Below are 18,831 nucleotides of genomic sequence, written 5' to 3' on the forward strand. Positions count from 1 at the left end.
TCCCCCCCCTTACTTATCACTGTCTTTTCCCAAAATTTTATATCCACCAGTGTTACCTGTTTTCCTATGTATTTCATCATCAACAAGTTACATTCGTCCTGCTTCTTGATGATAATGCCATGTATAATTCTCTGGTACCTCACCTAGCTTAAATAACTCTATTTTCTTCTTCTGTGAATTTTGCAGCTAACTTAGGGTCCTTCATTATTTGTTCGAATAATGCTTTACTAAATATCCTATCATGTGTTGGTCTAGATTTTTTAAAATCAGCTGCTTTTAATTTAACTTCAGAAACAGGTTTAAAAATAGGGAAACCATCTAAATCATACGGAATGCCTGCAACTGAATGTTTATTTCTCGCTAACTCATTCAATCTTAATCTTATTGTTTTCGGACCATTTGGACCCTCATAAGTATATGGAGCTGCTTTCTGCAAGTACTGTTGAATACTTCCGACTCCCGCATATGAAAGATGATTTCCAACTTTGAATTCATAGTTGTTTAATATATGTAATGCATTACCGTATGCCGGAGAATTAATTACAAGTGATTTTCTTTTAGTAAAACCTTAATAGCAGCTACCTTATCTAGACCATTACTACCAAGAAACCCTGTGAGTAGCGTAGTGACTGCATAAGCTGCAGAATGTTCTCTGCTTTCTAGATCCCCATTCCAAAAATTATTCATAAATGTATCCGATACAGTGTTCCATGCAGCAAGAATAGTTTCCTCATAGTTTACAATCACATCTCGCATATTTAGCCAGGTTACTTTATCACTTATCCACGCATCCACTGCACCATCTACAAAACTAGTAGAAATACCAATCCACGTAGCATTTAAATCGTTTTTATTGAAAAATGAATCTTCTGATTTTGGAGGGAGTTTTCCACACATGGTACCTTCTTGAATATCAAAGTCAACTAAATTTAAGCCATACAATTCATCTGCTTCTCGGAATTTAACAGCTGTACGTTCTCATTCTACTGCAATTTTATCTAATTCTTGCAAAATGTTAAACATCATAGGCTTTGTTTCATTAAACATATGATAGAAACGATCACTGCTTGCTCTGTTCCACAGAGATGCTATATATTCAGTTTGAGAGTATAAATTCTTATGTATATATTCTATATGGTAATCCCTTATTTCTTACGGTTTTAGTAGCTTGTTCTAATTATTCCAGTGTTACCTTAATTTATTTGCTCATTACAACCCTCCCTCGCATAAATATTATGAAAACTATAACTTATCTAATATCAGTACTAGTTTATCTTTTAAATATTGCTAGTCAAATAATTATATATAGTTTTAGTGGTTAAGTAGTCTGTTATTTGTTTTCATTCATTTGAAAAGGAAAATCCTTTAATAAGGAATTTCCTTCTTTTTTGGCATACCAACAACATTTCCAAGAAAATATACGCTAACGAGAATTATGGTCTCGTCACATATAAATGCCTATATCATTTATACATATTTATTTATTTCTGTAAGAGTGTTTTGTACACGTTCCTTTTTGAAAACAAATTTAAATGATTGGTTTTCTTTTAATGTAATTTGAATTGCTCCATTTAGAACCCCATTTGCTTCTTTACACTCTATTATGTCAGAACGATGAATACCTATGGAAAGTTGAATCTCTGAATTGATTTGTTGTTTATATACAAGTAGCCTCTGATTTGTAATTGCCAACAACATTGGCATATTTTCTTTTGTAAGCCAAGAGATTTCAGGAAGTAGTTTCATTACCCAAGTAGTAGGTGCCGTTCTTCCAGCAACTACATCAATAATTCGCTCATTCTGTTCTAAATCCTGTTTGATTCTATTCTGATACTTAACTGCAATGCTCATTATCATTTCCCCTCTCATAGTTACAGCAAGCCCCTCCCCAGAATAGAGAGATCTTCATTATGCAAAAATGCAAAAGTCTTGTACTTTTTTAACAAATGCCTTCGCATTGCTGATATAGAAATAATATTTTCCTTTTTTCATATGAAGCATAAAAGTATCCATTCCATAATCAATAGCACCTATAATTGTGCCATTAGATGGAGCATAGTCCGTTGGAATAGAGACACCTGTACTTGAAAACAACCTTGGAGAGCAATGGGAGAGTATAATTTCGTCATTTGTAAATTAGTTCTCCATATATACTTCCTCCTTTTCCTTATTGTACCATTCAAAAGAAGAAACTTGTTTGGATTTTTTGGGGTATATTCCATACATGTAAGGTTAACATAACGTATCATTATCAGTGGCAAGGAAAAAGGCGGAATCTTATTCTCACAAGAAATTTGCCTTTTTCTTTTCCTATAATTCTATGCATTTTTTTATACTTTCCTATCATGACAGGATTTTAGGCCCTCCTTTGTTACTAAATGAGTCGAAAAAATTTATAAAATCTTGCATACTCTTAGCTTGTTTTTTTCCAAAATGCTGCTGGTACCCTTCTAGTCAATTACCCCAGAGCATGTGGTGCCATCCCAGCTATATTTATTTGGAACATCTAAATGTAGAGGTACATTATATATGATGGAAGTATCTTTCTTCCATTAAAGCTTGTAGTTATAGGCATATCGCCAATATTTTAACGAGAATATAAGCTAAGCGAGATTTTATATGAGAAAACGTCACTTTATATTCTAATTCTATAAAAAATCACAATATGCGATCCAATCATTTATTTTGCTATTTTTAGCAAAATAAATTCCGCCGCCATGAATAATCTTTAAATGTGCTTTTGGGTCGTCTGTTATGTGAAAAATAAATTCATAATCGGCGGGCCATTGGAAATGAATTCTATTTAGTGTTAATTCAATTAGGATTTTCAATGCATTTAGGGGTCATGCCACATATCTATCAACCTAATAGAAAAGGTTGCCCCAAAACGATAAAAATGAACTTCGGCGCTGTAAAAAACACAAAATTATCGTTTAGGGGATACTTTAAAGTCTGAGCTTGATAGCGATGGGTAACATCACATGCCCATCAAGTAAAGAAACACATTTCTCCTAAAAACGAATATTTTACAGTTATTTATGACAATTTAGCTCATTTTTTCCATTTTGAGGACCAACTAATTTCTTGATCTGATGGTGAACGGGATATGTTAATCTTGTATTTATGCTAATGTATAATCTTATATGATATATGGGTTGATTCAATAAATTTTATAAAGAGGTATAGTGCTATGAAGTTCGAAGATAAGCCTAAATTTCATCTTATTTTTTCATTATATAAACTCTACTAATTTCTCTTTTCACTTAAAGGTTTCGTTTAAACTAAAAAATAGAGCCTCAGGAACAGGATCCTCAGACTCTATTTTTTAGTTTATATAGGACAGCATAACTTTCTCTAATTCTTCTTTACTAACATCATTTGCAAGTATTATGACTTGATAATCGCTATTCTTTCCTTTTGCAGGAACAATTGCTTCCATATATTTCGTATTACTTTCAGACGATTCAGCAAAAGTAATGTTTGCACCTTCTAATTCATAATTTGTTATCTTTTCACTCTCTTCCATTATCCCGTAAAATGGATTTTCTTCTTTGTCTCTAACTACAGATTGATTCACAACATACCAAGACAACGAATCTCCTCTGTGATATTCAGAAACAATAACGGGATTCTTCCTACCAGGAAACAACGAAGTTTGAACTTCTTCACCAGCTAGTTTAAACCCATTTACTACAACAGGTGGTGTCTTAATTTGAAAATCAAGATACTTCTGTGCTTCCTTTTTAGTTAATCTAAAATCCGAATAAATTTTCCTTCTAAATGGTTCAATTTCTTTTTCATTTTCCTTAAATTTGTTCTGTTCCTCTGGGGCTAATTTGTCAGGATTCCCCACTAACCTTATTTTTTTACTCAAAGTATATGACTCTGTTTCTAATTCAATAAACCGTTTAAATTCTTCTTTCGTAAACAGGTTTCGCGCCACTCCAAGTTCTGTAAGGAAAATATTGTACTCTCCTTCGGTAATTAAAAATTCTGCTTCTGCCTGTTCTTTTGTACCAATCATTTTTTCAACTATTTGCTGCAAAGAGTTATCGGGTTGTGTTTTTAATTCTTTCATACTATTTTTCTCTTCTATTTGTTGTTTCGTAGAGTTAGTTGGCATATCAGCACGGGCATTTAATAAGGATACAGATGATACTGCAATAACTGCCACAGCTCCTAGCGCAGACCAGCGATATGATTTTCTTTGGAATTTTTTAATCATTAGAATTCTCCTTTTTAACATTCTTTTGTTTTTACTAAAATTCGCCATACCGGGTACTTGATAATAACCTGAATAATGTTCCAAAAGACTAATAATAGTATGTCCATATGCAATTTGTTCCTCTGAATCTATACATGTAAGAGCTAATGCATCGCACGCTAGTTCTTGATCTTCCCGCATACATGAGTAGGCATACCATAGAATGGGATTAAACCAATTTAAAATGAGTAAGCCATGCATAAGCCAGTTCACACCAACATCTCTTCGTTTGATGTGAGCTAATTCATGATGAAAAATATATCTTAACTGTTGTTCATCTAATATTTTCATATGTACAGTTGACAATAATAACTTCGGGCGAATAAATCCGAACACTGTTGGACTGGAAACCTTTCCAGATACAAGTAGAGGGATATCTCGATGAACAGACATTGATTGCTTACACTTTTCAAAAATCTGGACAATCTTCTCATCTGTAATAACCGGTTGTTTTTTTATGTAAAGTAATAAACGCCTGTTCATTATAAAAGTAGCAAAGCTTAGAAGAATAACACCTGTAAGCCAAATGTATATACAGATTGTATAGAATGGAACCGTCTCACCATCCTGCTTTTCATTATTGTGTGTTTGTGTCTTGTTTGCCTGATTAGTTTGTGTTGAACTTGGGGTATAAGTATCTTCTTTTGTGAGAACCTTTGTATCGTCTATACCTTTCAATTCTTGCATGCGTTCTTTTGAAAGAAAAATAGCTACAGGGTTTCGGCTAGAAATGAATGCATTATCATTCTTGTATGTAAGAACAGAATAGATACTATAGGAACTATCTGGCGACCAAGGTAATACAAGTCTTATTATTAATATGATCCATAGCATGTATTGCCAGCGTGGATTTAGCTTATTTCTAAACAAGACCTTGATACATAAGATTAGTCCCACTAATATACTCGCCATAATAGAGGTCTCTATCAACCAATCGAAAAAATGAGGCAGATAGACATTAATAAACATTTCTATCATTATGATCTATCCTTCCTCTGGTTTTCCTCAGTCTTCTCATCCAGGATACGTTTAAGTTCGTTAATGTCTTCTGAAGACAGCTTCTCTTCTTTCAGGAAATTTACTAGCAAGGGCTTAAATGCTGCACCATAGAAACGTTTAAGCAAAGATTTTGTTTCTACTTGTAAATAACTATCTTGTGAAACTAAAGGATAATAAGCATACATACGTCCTTTATCTTGATGGTAAGCAACTGCTTCTTTGTGGACTAATCGATTAATCAGCGTTCGAATCGTTTTGGGGTTCCAATCCATATTCTTCTCCAACTCTTCAATCACTTCATTTGCCGTTTGCGGAGATTTTGACCACAGTACTTTCATTACTTCTAATTCAGCTTCCGAAATTTTAGGTAATTCTTTCATTAGTTAAATTTACACCTCCTTGGATTACAAGTGTAATCCACAACTGAATATTACACTTGTAATCTCTCTATGTCAATCTTATTTTATATTTAATCCTTTCCTATGCCCATCAACATAAAATGAAAAAAATTAACAAAAGTTTAGACTTTCAGGTCTTGTTACAGTACAAGGACTAATCAAAGAAAAAAGATAACTTTCCCTGAAAGCGGTAACGTTTCATATGAGTTATTATCTCCTAATTTAGATGTATCACTGGAATTGGCTCTAAGGAATCTATTACCTCAAACGGCTTCATCTATAGAGGCTGTGGCACATAAAGGAGAAGAAATAGTATTTATTATGGAAGGGCAAGTAAAGCTATATCTAAATGATTAGGCTTTACTCCTTAATCCAGATGATAGTGTTAAAATGAACGCAGTCACTTCGTCTAAGGTCATTTCTCCTTTTTGTATATTGATTTCATTTCACGGATTTTATGATTTAATACATTCTACGGTTGTAAAAAATTTTTTTATTTATATAAGTAGCTCATACATGGATTTATATATTTGTACCTATATTATCTAATGTTTTAGGATTTACCTTTTCCCCATCTATTGTCATCTGTATTTTTTGCTTAGAATTTGCTGTTACCACCCAAGCATTCGGTAAATAACGATCTTCATGAGATAATGTGGAAGGCGAATTTATAACCTTTCCCCCTAAATATAGCGTAGCAGAAGAACCTCCATCCATTGCCATTGCATTTATAGCTCCTTTTTCATATAGGATGTCTTGACACTCTTTTAACGTAGATCCTATACTATGCGTCTGTCTACCGTCAATAACTAGAAACATAATTGTACCATCTTCTTTTTGGGCCATAATACTTCGTGGAGCCGAACCCCAACCACCGTCTCCTTCTGTAATCATTTTTTCTCCATTAACAATTAACTGTGGCATAAATCCAGCTGCGGAAACAACTTGTTTATCCAAAAGTTGTTGGGTAGAATAATTTCCTGTTATCATTTGCCCAAACTTTGTTAAACCCGTAATAATTGTAGGGGTATTTCTATCCATATTCGTATCAATAGCTTTCCCATTTTCTATTACTATGCCAGTTGCCACATTTCCTCCACCCCTCCCTGTTTCATCAGCAAATCCACTTGCATTCACAGCAACAAGTGCATGATTACGTTTTGCCATTACACTAATTTTTTCTCCTCTGTTAGCGCCCTGTGTTCCTAGATGACTAACAAGTTTAACATTGAAGGGATTGCTTATGGTAACTAACCTTCCTTCGAAAAGAAAACGACTATCTTTATTGCTTTTAATTGTTTCTACATCAATTTCTAATGGCTGATTTTTTAATTCTTCTAATCTTTTTCCTGCTATTTTTTTATAAATATGCTCATCACTGTTTGACCATTTCGGATGATTAATTCTATCTTGCAGTTTATCTAGTTCCTTTTGGGTTAGGAATGTATATTTCGCATATTGTGGATGCTGAGAAGTTAGTATACTTCCAGCGATTGTTATACGAAGCTCTCGGCCATAGCTAGTACCAAATAATATTCCTATGCCAATAAGCATGAAAATAGAAAATAGAAGCAAAATTCGTTTGAAGATTTTTCTTAGATGTTTCATAGTTTTATCCTCCGGTATTAATTACATTCAATGAATCCTTTAAAATATTTTTTAATAAAGACAAAAGCGTTGATTTTCCTCATTCCCGAGTTCCCCACTAAGTCTTAGCAAGCAATGCAAAATACTTATTTTACATTTCGTATTTATTTGAGTGTATACTTACAAATTTAATAACGTTTTTGCAACCATGAAATAAATTACTAATCCTGTCCCGTCAACAAATGTTGTAATAAATGGACCTGAAACAACTGCAGGATCTAGTTTTAATTTTCTTAGAATCAAAGGTAAAACAGCTGCAACAAGAGAGGCCCAAATAACAATAAATAATAAAGTGATTGCTACAACTTGTGCAACTTCTGTTCCAACTCCTAACATATAAGCGCGAGTGAGCCCAGCTATCCCAAGTGCAAGTCCAAGAAGCATACCAATTGCAAACTCCTTTTTCATTACACGGAAAATGTCTTTAAATTTCACCTCTCCAATACCAATTGCACGAGTAATTGTTGCTACAACCTGTGTTCCTGTATTCCCTCCAGTACCTACTAATAATGGAACAAAGAAAGCAAGGGCAACTACAGTTTCAATTTCGTCTTCAAAATACTTTAATACCGTACCTGTATATGCTTCAGCAACAAAAAGAAGTAATAACCATGGTAGACGTTTTAAGAAAATACTCCAAATGCTAGCTTCAAAGTAAGATTGATTCAATGGTTCACTTCCGCCTAACTTTTGAATATCTTCTGTAGCTTCTGCTTCCATAACATTCATTACGTCATCAAATGTTATAATACCAATCATTTTATTATTTGCTGTTGTGACAGGTATTGCTGCTAAATTATAATTCAGTAGCTTTTTTACAACTTCTTGCTGGTCAACTTCAGCGTGTACTGAAATTACCTCTTGAATCATGATAGTAGATAATATCTCTTCATCTGCTGCTAGTAATAACTCATGTATGGAAACGATTCCCTCAAGATAACCATGACTATCAAGAACATAACTATAAGATATTAATTCTACATTTTTAGAATGTTCCCTAATGTACTTCAATGTCATTTTTACTGACCAATTTCCTCTAACTGCAACAAAATCACTTGTTACAAGACTTCCTGCCGTTTCAGGTTTGAAGGTCATCAATTTTTTCACGTTATGTTTTGTGATTTTATCTAGATACGCCATTAATTTAGCCTGTTTTTCCGGATGAACCGCTAGCAGTAAATCTACTAATTCATCAATCGGTTGTAAATTTAGTAACTTTTTAGCTTTGTTTTCAGATAAGTGAATTAAGATATTATATTTTTCTTCTGCACCCATATATTGAAGAATTTTAGAGCTTTTTAATACAGGAATCGTATTTAGCAATATGACTTGATTTTCAATTGAAAACTGTTTTACTTCTTGTGCAATATCATACGATGGATGACGTAAAACTTTCTCTGCATCCAAGTTATTTTTGGTTACAAGTAATTCCTTTAATAATTTCTTCATGTTAACTCCTCCTCATATTGCTAAGGGAGACTCTAGAGTTTCATGAGTGGTTTTGTTTTATTTTATCTGCCTTAAATTTTTTATTAGAGCAATAATAGTTACATTGCAATAAATTCATTAGTTAGAATTACCTCCTTTTTGAATATAGACCAGATAAAAATAAATAAAATTAAACAGAAAAACCTTTACTCAAAAAGGAGTAAAGGTTTTTTCACAATACAAATAAATGATTATTAAGACCGCCCTACCAAAATCACAGAGGTGCCTTTCTATCAAATCGTATACCACTCCCTCGTTGAGTTTTAGCACTGTATAGCATAGGTTTTTATAACCAGCTACATTAAAAAGGGCCTTAATCCGACCGTTCCTGTTGACCCATTGGCGTCTCTCGACATTTTTGGGCAGCAGCGTTTCTCTATACAGGAGCCTCACCTAACAAAGTTTATTGAATTACTTCAAAATTTAAACCAGAATTTAATATTTGTCAACTGACTTTCAATTCCATTCATAAAAAAATCTTTTATAGAAAATGAAATTATATTTTATTTTAAATTTAAAATTCTCCTTAAAAAACATAGAATTCAAATAGATTTAATTCAAAGAAACGTAATAAAACATATGAAATTTATTGTTTTTAATCAAATTCCAATTTTATAACAAAAGATGAATAATTAGTCATTCTGTATATCAAAAGAACATTCATAAAAAAATCTTCTTTTATGATTAAAATCTTCTTTACTGTTTATCAAATTTATATGGTTAAACTACTTAATCAAACGATACACTACAAGTCAAAAATATGTACTTATACGGAATGATTACATACATTTTTTCAAATCATTTCTCAAAGGACTATAAAGCAATAAAACAAATAAAATTAGCAATATGGTTGCTTGACAAGCAAAAAAAATATATTTATGCTTGCTACACGAAACAAACACATAAAATTTATATTGCTTAACCTGTTAGGTGAGGCTCCTATGCAAACACAGGCTATTGCCCAAAAATGTCGAAAGACGCCAATGGGTAGAACAGGAATTGTCGGATTAAGGCTCTTCTTAAGATAGCTAAGTAATGAATTTTCATTACTTTACGTTGTATAGTGCCAAAGCTCTACTAGGGGGAAAAAAGCCTTATTTAGTCATGCCATTTTGAATCCCTCTAGTTACATACTAGGGGGATTTTTGCGTAAAAAAACAGGGAGTAAGCGATAGAATCTTCCTAAACAAAAGTCATATTTAGTAATTGACGAGAACAAGATTCTATTCATAAGCAAATGTAATATTATGTTTTGTTTTAAATCAGGAGGATATTAAAATGAAAAAAATATTAAAACTCGATTATCTATTGCTCCTTCCTCTATTCATAACATGTACTTTAGGTATTATCATGATGTATAGTGCAAGCTCCATTGTCGCTGTCCAACATTACGGTTATAACAGTAGACATTTTGTTGATTCTCAATTAACAAAGCTACTTTTAGGAACAATAGGGTTAATAGTTTGTGCTTTACTCCCATATGAAATATGGAAAAAACGAATAGTCTCAATCTGTATTATGGTTGGGGGGATTTTTTTATTAATTATGGTTTTATGGAAAGGAAAAGTGGTAAATAATGCTCAATCATGGATCTTTGGAATACAGCCAGCTGAATTTCTTAAATTAGGAACAATACTTGTAACAGCCCGTTTTTTTGCATTACGACAAGAACAAGCTAAAAATAATTGGAGTGATATCGGAAAACTTTTATTTTTTTTAGCTACAATTTTTTTTCTTATCTTTAAACAACCAAATTTAGGATCTGCACTTTTAATATTAGGTATAGGTTTTAGCATATTTCTTTGCTCAGGAATAAATATAAATCTACTAATCAAAAGAACTACCATCGGTTCTATTTTGTGGTTACCTATTTTATATTTTTTGATTCAATATAGTTTGTCAGAAGTTCAAAAGACACGTATTACTACGATTTTCAATCCGTTTGTTGATGCGCAAGGAAATGGATACCAGCTTGTAAATTCTTTTATTGCCATTGGCTCTGGAGGAGTCACTGGTCGTGGGTTTGGAAATAGTATACAAAAAACAGGTTATCTGCCAGAACCACACACTGATTTTATAATGGCAATAGTTTCTGAAGAACTAGGAATTATTGGTGTATTTATTATATTGGCTGGAATTTTGACTATAGTACTTCGCTCCTTAAAAATTGCACAATTATGTGTAGATCCATTCGGCAGTTTTATAGCAATTGGTATAGGATGCATGATCGGTTTGCAATCTGTTGTAAATTTAGGTGGTATTACAGGACTATTTCCTCTTACGGGTACTCCATTTCCATTTATAAGTTTTGGTGGAAGTTCTTTAATGGTTAATTTAATCGCAATAGGAATACTGCTTAATATTTCAATTTTCAATAAAATAAGATTTCTGCCTCGGGATATTTAGCTAATATACTTATATTGTTTTATTAAATAAAAAGGGTTATTAAATTTCTAAACTTATTTGCCAACCTTCGATTATATATTCTATACCGATTTCTCCCTAGAAATATTTAACTTATAAAGCAAGCAAACAGTTTTAAGTTAATCTTCCCTTTTTATTTAGCTAGGTATTCTAAAGCATGAGGAGGCATATGTAGTTGTAGTTCTTCATCGATAGTTTAAAATCCCAAGAATCGAAAGATTCATAAAAAGACGCCACTCTTTCCTACAATTATCCATAATGAATAGCAACTTTTCTTTATCATTTTAGCCAAGAAGACTCCTTCCTCAAGGAGCGTGAAGGGTCACAGCCCAGTGAGTAGGTGGGAGATGAATTGGCTAAAATGATAAAATTGAATCCTGAACTGAGAACAACATGATAGTTCTAACCTTCCCCTCTTGCCACTTTCCTCTTTTTTAATTTATTATTAAATAATTTAATAATAATTCCATAAACTAAACTTACTTGTATCTCATAGGAGTGTATTAGTTGTGATAAAAAATTCGATATTCCTCATTTTTTTTATAATTTCTCTTTGTTCAAAACCAATATCCATATACGCTTTTACAGATAGTCGTAAGGAATATGAAAAAACAGGGAAAGTAATTTGGGAGGTAAATACAAAGGAAAAAATCGTTGCACTAACATTTGATGATGGTCCTCATCCTATTTTCACCCCTCAAATACTTGATATATTAGCTAAATACAATGCAAAAGCAACCTTTTTCGTAGCAGGTAATAAAGTTAAAAGGTTTCCTGCTATTTTAATAAGGGAAGTAAAAGAAGGACATGAAATTGCTAATCATACTTATAATCACATTTATGATAAAAACATGACTGCAGCTAAATTAACATCAGAATTAAATCGAACGGATGAAGTTATCAAACAAATTACTGGTTATAAACCAACTCTGTATCGTCCAGTTGGAGGGCTACATAATGATTTAATTATTAATACAGCCATACAAAACGGAAAACTTGTGATCTTATGGTCGTGGCATCAGGATCCCCAAGATTGGAGAAGTCCAGCAGCTAACAAAATTTCAAAGCATATCATAAAAGGTGTACAGCCTGGAAATATCATTCTACTTCATGATTGGAATGGTAGCGAATTTTCTCAGACATCTCAGACAGTTGAAGCATTAGAAAGCATCCTAATCCACTTTAAAAACAATGGTTATACATGTGTCACTGTATCTGAAATGCTCTATCGTTCCATAAAAATAATTCCCTCTCTTTTTGATCCTATTTATCAGTGAATCTGGATTTATTTACTTTCTCCTTTTTAAAATATATTGTACTATAGTCGCTTTTGTTACATTTAGAGAGATTATACACGTTTTCATAATGATTAGATCAAACTGTAGATTTCTTAATTTTAAACGAACATTTAAAATATTTTATAGCATAGAATAGACAATATGTAGTAGACATCAGTAGAATCTACTACGTGAATAAAAAAGAAGGAGAAAATAAATGACTCTAAATATAAATAGAGTATTCCCACGTAATTGGTATGCTGTGAGTTATTCAAAAGATATAAAAAAGATGCCAGTAAAAAAAAGAGTTGCTGGCAAAGATTTTGTATTATATCGGGATGAAAAAGGCGAAGTTCAGGCTTTATCCCCTTACTGCCCCCATCGTGGCGCTGACTTATCACTAGGACAAGTAGTAAATGGCAAACTAGTCTGTCCCTACCATGGTTGGGAATTCAATAGTTGTGGTACTTGTGTAAGAATTCCATCCCAACCCAATAAACCTATCCCGAAATTTGCTCATACCTTCTCATACCCTGTAAAGGAAAAGATTGGATTGATTTGGATATACCCCGATAGTGAGGAAGCTCCACCTGAATGGCAAACTTTTCATGTAATGGAGAACACTCCTTTTAAACTCTCTTCCTTCCACGCCACTTGGAATGCTCACCTTACTCGATCAATCGAATCTGTGCTGGATATTGCTCACCTTGCTTATGTACATAAAAAAACGATAGGTAGAAAAACAAAAGCTGAATCAACTAATTATAAGCTGGAGGGAACACTGGATCAGTTTATATTCTCAAATGGTGATGCTTACCTTGAATACAAATTCCCACATCAATGGATGCTTCACAGTGGAAAACGGGAGAATGAGTCATTTATTCAGTACATTACGTTTACACCAATTGATGAAGAAAAGACATTAATTATGGGATATACCGGAAGGACATTTTTAAAGAACCTCCCTTTACTAGACCAAATCTTAGCTAAATTTAGTTTAAAAGTACTAAAAGAGGATCAAATCATTGTAGAAAGTCAACACCCTAGGCCTATACCAGAAGCTTTAAAAATGGAAGCCCATGTTCATGCAGATATGGCTCAGGTTCAATTTAGAAAACGTTGGTTTCAGTTTTTACAAAATGAGTCTTGTTTTTCACTTGATTAAAGTTATGTAACTCAGTAGTGAATATAGGTGTAACGAAGTTTATAGATATGGATACTGCCCCATACCTATCAATCTATTGTATTGGTGTCACCCCATGCCCATCAACTTAAGAACGGAAACTAAATGAACTTTCGTTCAAATAAACTAAAAAACTCTTAAAACACTATTTATCCTTAAAAATGGGCATGCCAAATAAACCTAATTAGGTGTCCTTTTTAAAAATTATGCAACTTTCTTTTGTTTTTTCAATCCACTATATTCATAGACAACACCCATAATATCAAAGACAGTTTTCTTCTCATATCTGTGAGATTTCCGTCCATTCTTCTGTAGGAGGTGAAACAGGCGGATGAGAACCTTTGTTATTTCTTGAGTGTTTTGTTGTATAGCTTGATACAACAGATGTAAATAATCTTGAACCATTCCAATCGCTTTATATTCGCTTAATTCTCTTTTCTTCTTTTTCAAAAGAAGTTGACGCATTTTAAACATAGTAGAGGCGCACAGGAAAATAGCGATTAGCTTCCCATATAATTGGCACTCTAATCGCTCCTGTTTTACATTGCGATAATGGTCTATTTTGAAGAGTGATTTCCACGTTTTAAAAACAATCTCTATTTGCCAACGCAAAGTATATAATTCATGTACCTGTTCCATCGGAACCCATTCCCAAGGTATATTCGTCACGTAGACGTTTAATCCCGCTACCAGTTTACTTTTCTCTGAGTACATTCTATTTTGTGATTTTTCTTTTTCTGCGATCTTCGTTCGTCGTTTTTGAAGTTGTTTTTCTGTTAATCGATTAAAAATAACGCGTGTAAAAAGTTGTTGTTTATCACCAATATAAGCATGTTTTAATTCAAATGTTTCTCCGGGCTGTAGTTGGTTTAAAAGCTGTTTCACATCAATTTGTATGTATTCCGATTGTTTCTTAATGGTACCATTTTTAAAGTATTCTGGGTTTGGATTTTTCACATATACATTTGTATTTAATTTTAAACGAGAAATATAGTATGTGCCTCGTTGATCCATTTGATCTAAATCTTCCAATGAAAAATAACCCAAATCACGAATACATAAATCTCCTGGTCGTAAGGTATCTAAGCATTTCGTACCAAATGTTTTGTCATTATTTTTTCCAGATCCTACTTGAAAGTTAAGAAATTCCCCACTGTGCAGATCATATTCTAATTGAATTTTGATTCCAGCTGTTTGGGCACATCCTCCAGACCCTGGATATACATTTTCTAAAGCATTTGACACTTGAAATACGGTGGCATCTAGGATACGAATTCGCTCAAAATAAGAGAAGAGTTGGTTAGAAATCGGTGTTTGTTCACATATTTTTTGTTGTAACAGTAAAGAAAAAATATGTTGTAAAAACAAAACTGCTTTTGTATTTAAGCGTTTATTTAAGCCCTCAGGGCTGAGTAAAGTACCTGTCGCAGCATGAAGCCTACTACATAATCGAACTAAGGGATCGCTTGCGACCCGTTGACTAATCCAAATACAAATAGTAGCTAAGTCTGATCCAGAAAACTTACGTTTTCGCTTTATAAATCCGATTTCTCTTGCAAGTTCTTCTAAGAATACAGGTGTGACATATCGTTGTAATTCTTCAGCAAATGGTAGTAGTTCATCTTGAATCGAGAGATTCATAAGAAAACGTCATCCTTTCTAATTTAGCTTGTTTAGAAAGGATAACGTTTTTTGGTATTTGAGGGTATTAAAATTTCCTGAGTTGATGGGCAGTGCCCCCTACTACATCTAAAGAAATATGTTCATATTGTTTTAGGTATCTTTTTATAATATAATCATATTATAAAAAAGGAGGAGGATATGAATGCCTAAAATAGTTGATCAAATACAAAGGAAAAATCAGATAGCCACCGCTACTTGGCGTGTAATATTAGAAAAAGGTATCGATAAAGCTTCCATACAGCAAATCGCTGATGAAGCAAACATTTCGGTTGGACTTGTTCAGCATCATTTTTCGTCTAAAAATGAATTAATTCATTATGCAATGAATTTAGTATTGAATCGAATGGAAGAACGGGCAAAAACTCGTACAAGTGATTTTAAGGGAACAAAAGAAGAAGCACTTAGAAGATTAATGAAATTTATTATTCCTACTAATAAAGAAGAAATGTTGGAAGGGAAGGTTTGGATTATATTTCTGGGTATATCCTTTAGTTCCCCAGAGCTTCTTGAACTTCGGAAGAAAATGGATGACCATACGAGGTATCTTATGGGAATAATTCTAGATTTAATGAAGGATCTAGGATACGTCACACCAGGCTATAATAGAGATCTTGAATTGGAGATACTGTACGGATTTATCGATGGACTAGTAATTCATGTCCTTCAAACACCAGAATCATATTCAGAAGAAAAAGTAAATCAACTTATTGAGTATTATTTAAAAGAAAAAAAGAGGGATTAATCGCATGAATAAAGTTTTCATTATTATTCTTGTAGTCGTTATTGTATTGATCATTAGGCAGCTTATCCCTAAGAGAGTAGATAGCTTCGATCTTCTTGGTATACCAATCATGGCTATAATCAGAACTTATATTGGTCTTCCAAATAGATTGGACTTTATAATTACAATTGAATTAATTAGCTTGCTTATCTTAGGAGCGATAGTTGGTTATTGGCAAGCTAAGAGGGTGAAAGTCTTTCATCATAACAATCAATTATGTAGTGTTGGAGGCTATACCTATATTATCGGATGGATTATTATGCTTTTGGGAAGAATTGTTATTTTATTGCTATTCGACCTTAACTCTCTCATATCGAGATTTCATGCAGGACATGAACAATTTACGAATGAAATAATTAAAGTTCTTTCTCATGCTGGAGATTGGTTAATATGGTCTACTATCCTTGCATCTTCCATAATGTATACCGTTACCTTATATAAGGATCACCTGGATATCAAGAAATTTATACATGCTCGTTTTAAAGAAATTAAACAACGGATAAAACATTAATTTAACTAACACGAATTGTGAAAGTATGTATTCGTTATTATAGGAGTGCCACCTATACCCAGCAACTTAATAAAAAACGTTATCCTTTCTAATAATCTAGCTTGTTTAGAAAGAATAACGTTTTTTATTTTTTAGGATAGTGAATATTCTTAAGTTGATGGACATGGGGTACCGCCACATCGCTATCAAGCTAAGAGAATGTGAATTTACAATAAAGTTATTTAAAAATCCTCATTCTGTTATTTCACAATCGCGACATTTTATTAAATAACATGTTTTATTACTTATGAGTTAACCCTACATAATTGTGCATGAAAAGTCGGATGGATACATTCAATTCCTGCTATTCTTTTGATAAAGGAGGTCATATAAATGGATTTGCTTAAAAACATGAATGGAGCATTAAAGTACATTGAAGAAAATCTTACCAATAATATTGACTTTAAAGAAGTAGTAAGGCTAGCTTTCTGCTCCGAATACCATTTTAAAAGGATGTTTTCCTTCCTTGCAGGTATTTCACTATCGGAATACATCCGTCGCAGAAGGCTTACTCTGGCAGCATTTGAGCTTAAAGGTAGCAAAGTAAAGGTCATTGACATTGCAATGAAATACGGCTACAATTCACCAAATTCTTTTGCACGGGCTTTTCAAAGTTTGCATGGCATAACACCGTCAGAAGCTAGAAATAATGGCCATTCACTTAAAGCTTACCCACGAATGACCTTCCATTTATCAATCAAAGGAGGAAGTGAAATGAACTATCGAATTGAAGAAAAAGAGGCATTTCGCATCGTTGGTATTAAGAAAAGAGTTCCTATTATTTTCAAAGGGGTTAATCCGGAAATCGTCTCTATGTGGGGAAATTTGGACAGCGAAACGATAAATAAATTAAAAAAACTTTCTAAAGTCGAGCCTATGGGACTTATTAATGCATCCACGAACTTTTCTGAAGGCAGGATGGTGGAAAAAGGGGAGCTTGACCATTATATTGGTGTGGCAACAACTAAAGCGTGTCCTGATAACCTAACACAGCTTGAAGTTCCTGCTTTATCGTGGGCTGTATTTGAAGCAATCGGACCATTTCCAGATACGCTGCAAGATGTATGGGGACGCATTTATTCCGAATGGTTTCCATCCTCAAATTATGAACAAATAGAAGGTCCAGAAATCCTGTGGAATGAGAATAAAGATGTAACCTCACCAACTCTCAAAAGCGAAATATGGATACCGATTTTAAAAAAGTAATTATAATCAATTAGAAAGTCAGCGTACTATTCTAGAATCGGGAGCGATTGTTGAAGACCCCTTCAATTTAAATGACTTTATTGTTATATTTTCAAGTGCAGTAAAGTATTTTACATCAAAAATTAAACAACTAATATTTTAACCCCGTCCTAAAATCAGAACGGGGGGTATGATTGTTTGAAGTCTTAAAATTAAATAACTGTATTGTTTTATATTAGAGAAGACAACTACCCTAAAAATGAAATTTTGTGCTAACTTGTAATAAAAAAGCTCATTTTTTCTTTTTGGGTAAATCTATTTTCTTAACATGTATGGTGACTCATATAGGTTGTTATAGAATCTATATTTGTATATTACGGAAGAGATATAAAGGGAAATGTATTAGTGTTTTTTTGCTTAGGAATATATTTTCAACCAAACAAGTTTAGGGTTCGGATGTGTTATTTTTTATTATGAATGACTATAGAATAGTATGGTAAAGAGACATGTAATTTCAGATCATTCATTAGTTATAATGATAAGGAGGATATTAGTGAAAAAACTTACTTTTAAGGATTTGAATTCGCCGGAAACCATGCGTAATCCCATTATGTTCTATAAAAACCTCATCAAGCAACAAGAGCGTTTTTTTCAAATTGATGACTTTTATGGCATGGGAGGGACATGGATCGCATTACACTATGATGATGTGATTACTATTCTGAAAGATTCTCGTTTTATCAAAGATTTACGGAAATTCACATCACCCCATGATAAGCAGCATCTAAATTCGGAAAATACAGCTGCGAGTAAACTGTTTGACTGGTTGATGAATATGCCGAATATGCTTACGGTAGATCCACCTGATCATACTCGCCTACGTCGTCTAGTCTCTAAAGCCTTTACACCACGTATGATAGAGGATCTTCGTCCCCGTATTCAGCAAATTGCC

The 18,831-nt window shown here is 33.1% G+C and carries 12 protein-coding genes, 4 pseudogenes and 2 riboswitches; of the genes and pseudogenes, 8 read left to right on the forward strand and 8 right to left on the reverse strand.

Annotated elements, in window-relative coordinates; genetic code table 11:
• Positions 1-9: 9 nt before the first annotated feature.
• The 5 genes and pseudogenes from ACTFRU_RS21640 to ACTFRU_RS21660 form a co-directional block, all read right to left on the reverse strand.
• Positions 10-1,177 (reverse strand): annotated as a pseudogene (locus tag ACTFRU_RS21640) (WXG100 family type VII secretion target); the annotation flags it as partial.
• A 290-nt stretch (positions 1,178-1,467) separates the two neighbouring features.
• Positions 1,468-1,851, reverse strand: a complete 384-nt coding sequence (locus ACTFRU_RS21645; protein ID WP_180227778.1) for a PH domain-containing protein — start codon at positions 1,849-1,851, stop codon at positions 1,468-1,470.
• 797 nt (positions 1,852-2,648) lie between these two features.
• Positions 2,649-2,789 (reverse strand): annotated as a pseudogene (locus tag ACTFRU_RS21650) (DUF1963 domain-containing protein); the annotation flags it as partial.
• A gap of 536 nt (positions 2,790-3,325) precedes the next feature.
• Positions 3,326-5,242, reverse strand: coding sequence for a M56 family metallopeptidase (locus ACTFRU_RS21655; protein ID WP_440037855.1), 1,917 nt, complete (start codon positions 5,240-5,242; stop codon positions 3,326-3,328).
• Positions 5,242-5,643: a BlaI/MecI/CopY family transcriptional regulator gene (locus tag ACTFRU_RS21660; protein WP_017658059.1), complete on the reverse strand. Its 402-nt coding sequence runs from the start codon at positions 5,641-5,643 to the stop codon at positions 5,242-5,244. Before ACTFRU_RS21660 ends, ACTFRU_RS21655 begins: the two co-directional genes overlap by 1 nt.
• Before the next feature lie 168 nt (positions 5,644-5,811).
• On the opposite strand from ACTFRU_RS21660, the pseudogene ACTFRU_RS21665 reads away from it, so the two are divergent.
• Positions 5,812-6,015 (forward strand): annotated as a pseudogene (locus ACTFRU_RS21665) (cupin domain-containing protein); the annotation flags it as partial.
• 168 nt (positions 6,016-6,183) lie between these two features.
• On the opposite strand, the gene ACTFRU_RS21670 reads toward ACTFRU_RS21665, so the two are convergent.
• Both ACTFRU_RS21670 and mgtE read right to left on the reverse strand, forming a co-directional pair.
• Complete coding sequence (locus ACTFRU_RS21670) at positions 6,184-7,269, reverse strand: phosphodiester glycosidase family protein (RefSeq protein WP_098529500.1); 1,086 nt, start codon at positions 7,267-7,269, stop codon at positions 6,184-6,186.
• 159 nt (positions 7,270-7,428) lie between these two features.
• The gene (gene mgtE / locus ACTFRU_RS21675) at positions 7,429-8,757 is read right to left on the reverse strand and encodes a magnesium transporter (RefSeq protein ID WP_017658057.1); all 1,329 of its coding nucleotides are present in this window, start codon (positions 8,755-8,757) and stop codon (positions 7,429-7,431) included.
• A gap of 281 nt (positions 8,758-9,038) precedes the next feature.
• A riboswitch (M-box (ykoK) riboswitch) is annotated at positions 9,039-9,204 on the reverse strand.
• 507 nt (positions 9,205-9,711) lie between these two features.
• Positions 9,712-9,888, forward strand: a riboswitch (M-box (ykoK) riboswitch).
• A gap of 186 nt (positions 9,889-10,074) precedes the next feature.
• Between mgtE and ACTFRU_RS21680 the strand changes: the two genes are divergently transcribed.
• The 3 genes from ACTFRU_RS21680 (at position 10,075) to ACTFRU_RS21690 (ending at position 13,662) form a co-directional block, all read left to right on the forward strand.
• Positions 10,075-11,202 (forward strand): FtsW/RodA/SpoVE family cell cycle protein, encoded by a 1,128-nt coding sequence (locus ACTFRU_RS21680; RefSeq protein WP_440037856.1) that lies wholly within the window; start codon positions 10,075-10,077, stop codon positions 11,200-11,202.
• A 527-nt stretch (positions 11,203-11,729) separates the two neighbouring features.
• Entirely contained in the window at positions 11,730-12,497 is a 768-nt protein-coding gene (locus tag ACTFRU_RS21685; RefSeq protein WP_048538639.1) for a polysaccharide deacetylase family protein, read from the forward strand.
• 217 nt (positions 12,498-12,714) lie between these two features.
• Positions 12,715-13,662 (forward strand): aromatic ring-hydroxylating oxygenase subunit alpha, encoded by a 948-nt coding sequence (locus ACTFRU_RS21690; RefSeq protein ID WP_048538638.1) that lies wholly within the window; start codon positions 12,715-12,717, stop codon positions 13,660-13,662.
• Positions 13,663-13,884: 222 nt separating this feature from the next.
• Here the strand turns inward: ACTFRU_RS21690 and ACTFRU_RS21695 are convergent, their stop codons facing one another.
• Positions 13,885-15,321 (reverse strand): IS4 family transposase, encoded by a 1,437-nt coding sequence (locus tag ACTFRU_RS21695; RefSeq protein WP_440037857.1) that lies wholly within the window; start codon positions 15,319-15,321, stop codon positions 13,885-13,887.
• 184 nt (positions 15,322-15,505) lie between these two features.
• On the opposite strand from ACTFRU_RS21695, the gene ACTFRU_RS21700 reads away from it, so the two are divergent.
• The 4 genes and pseudogenes from ACTFRU_RS21700 to ACTFRU_RS21715 form a co-directional block, all read left to right on the forward strand.
• Positions 15,506-16,105: a TetR/AcrR family transcriptional regulator gene (locus tag ACTFRU_RS21700; RefSeq protein ID WP_048538635.1), complete on the forward strand. Its 600-nt coding sequence runs from the start codon at positions 15,506-15,508 to the stop codon at positions 16,103-16,105.
• A gap of 4 nt (positions 16,106-16,109) precedes the next feature.
• Positions 16,110-16,655 (forward strand): hypothetical protein, encoded by a 546-nt coding sequence (locus tag ACTFRU_RS21705; RefSeq protein ID WP_048538634.1) that lies wholly within the window; start codon positions 16,110-16,112, stop codon positions 16,653-16,655.
• Between the two features lie 372 nt (positions 16,656-17,027).
• Positions 17,028-17,900, forward strand: coding sequence for an AraC family transcriptional regulator (locus tag ACTFRU_RS21710; RefSeq protein WP_048538632.1), 873 nt, complete (start codon positions 17,028-17,030; stop codon positions 17,898-17,900).
• Between the two features lie 532 nt (positions 17,901-18,432).
• A pseudogene (locus ACTFRU_RS21715) lies at positions 18,433-18,831 on the forward strand (cytochrome P450); the annotation flags it as partial.

This window comes from Bacillus cereus group sp. MYBK220-1, assembly GCF_051916445.1.
Lineage (GTDB): Bacteria > Bacillota > Bacilli > Bacillales > Bacillaceae_G > Bacillus_A > Bacillus_A cereus.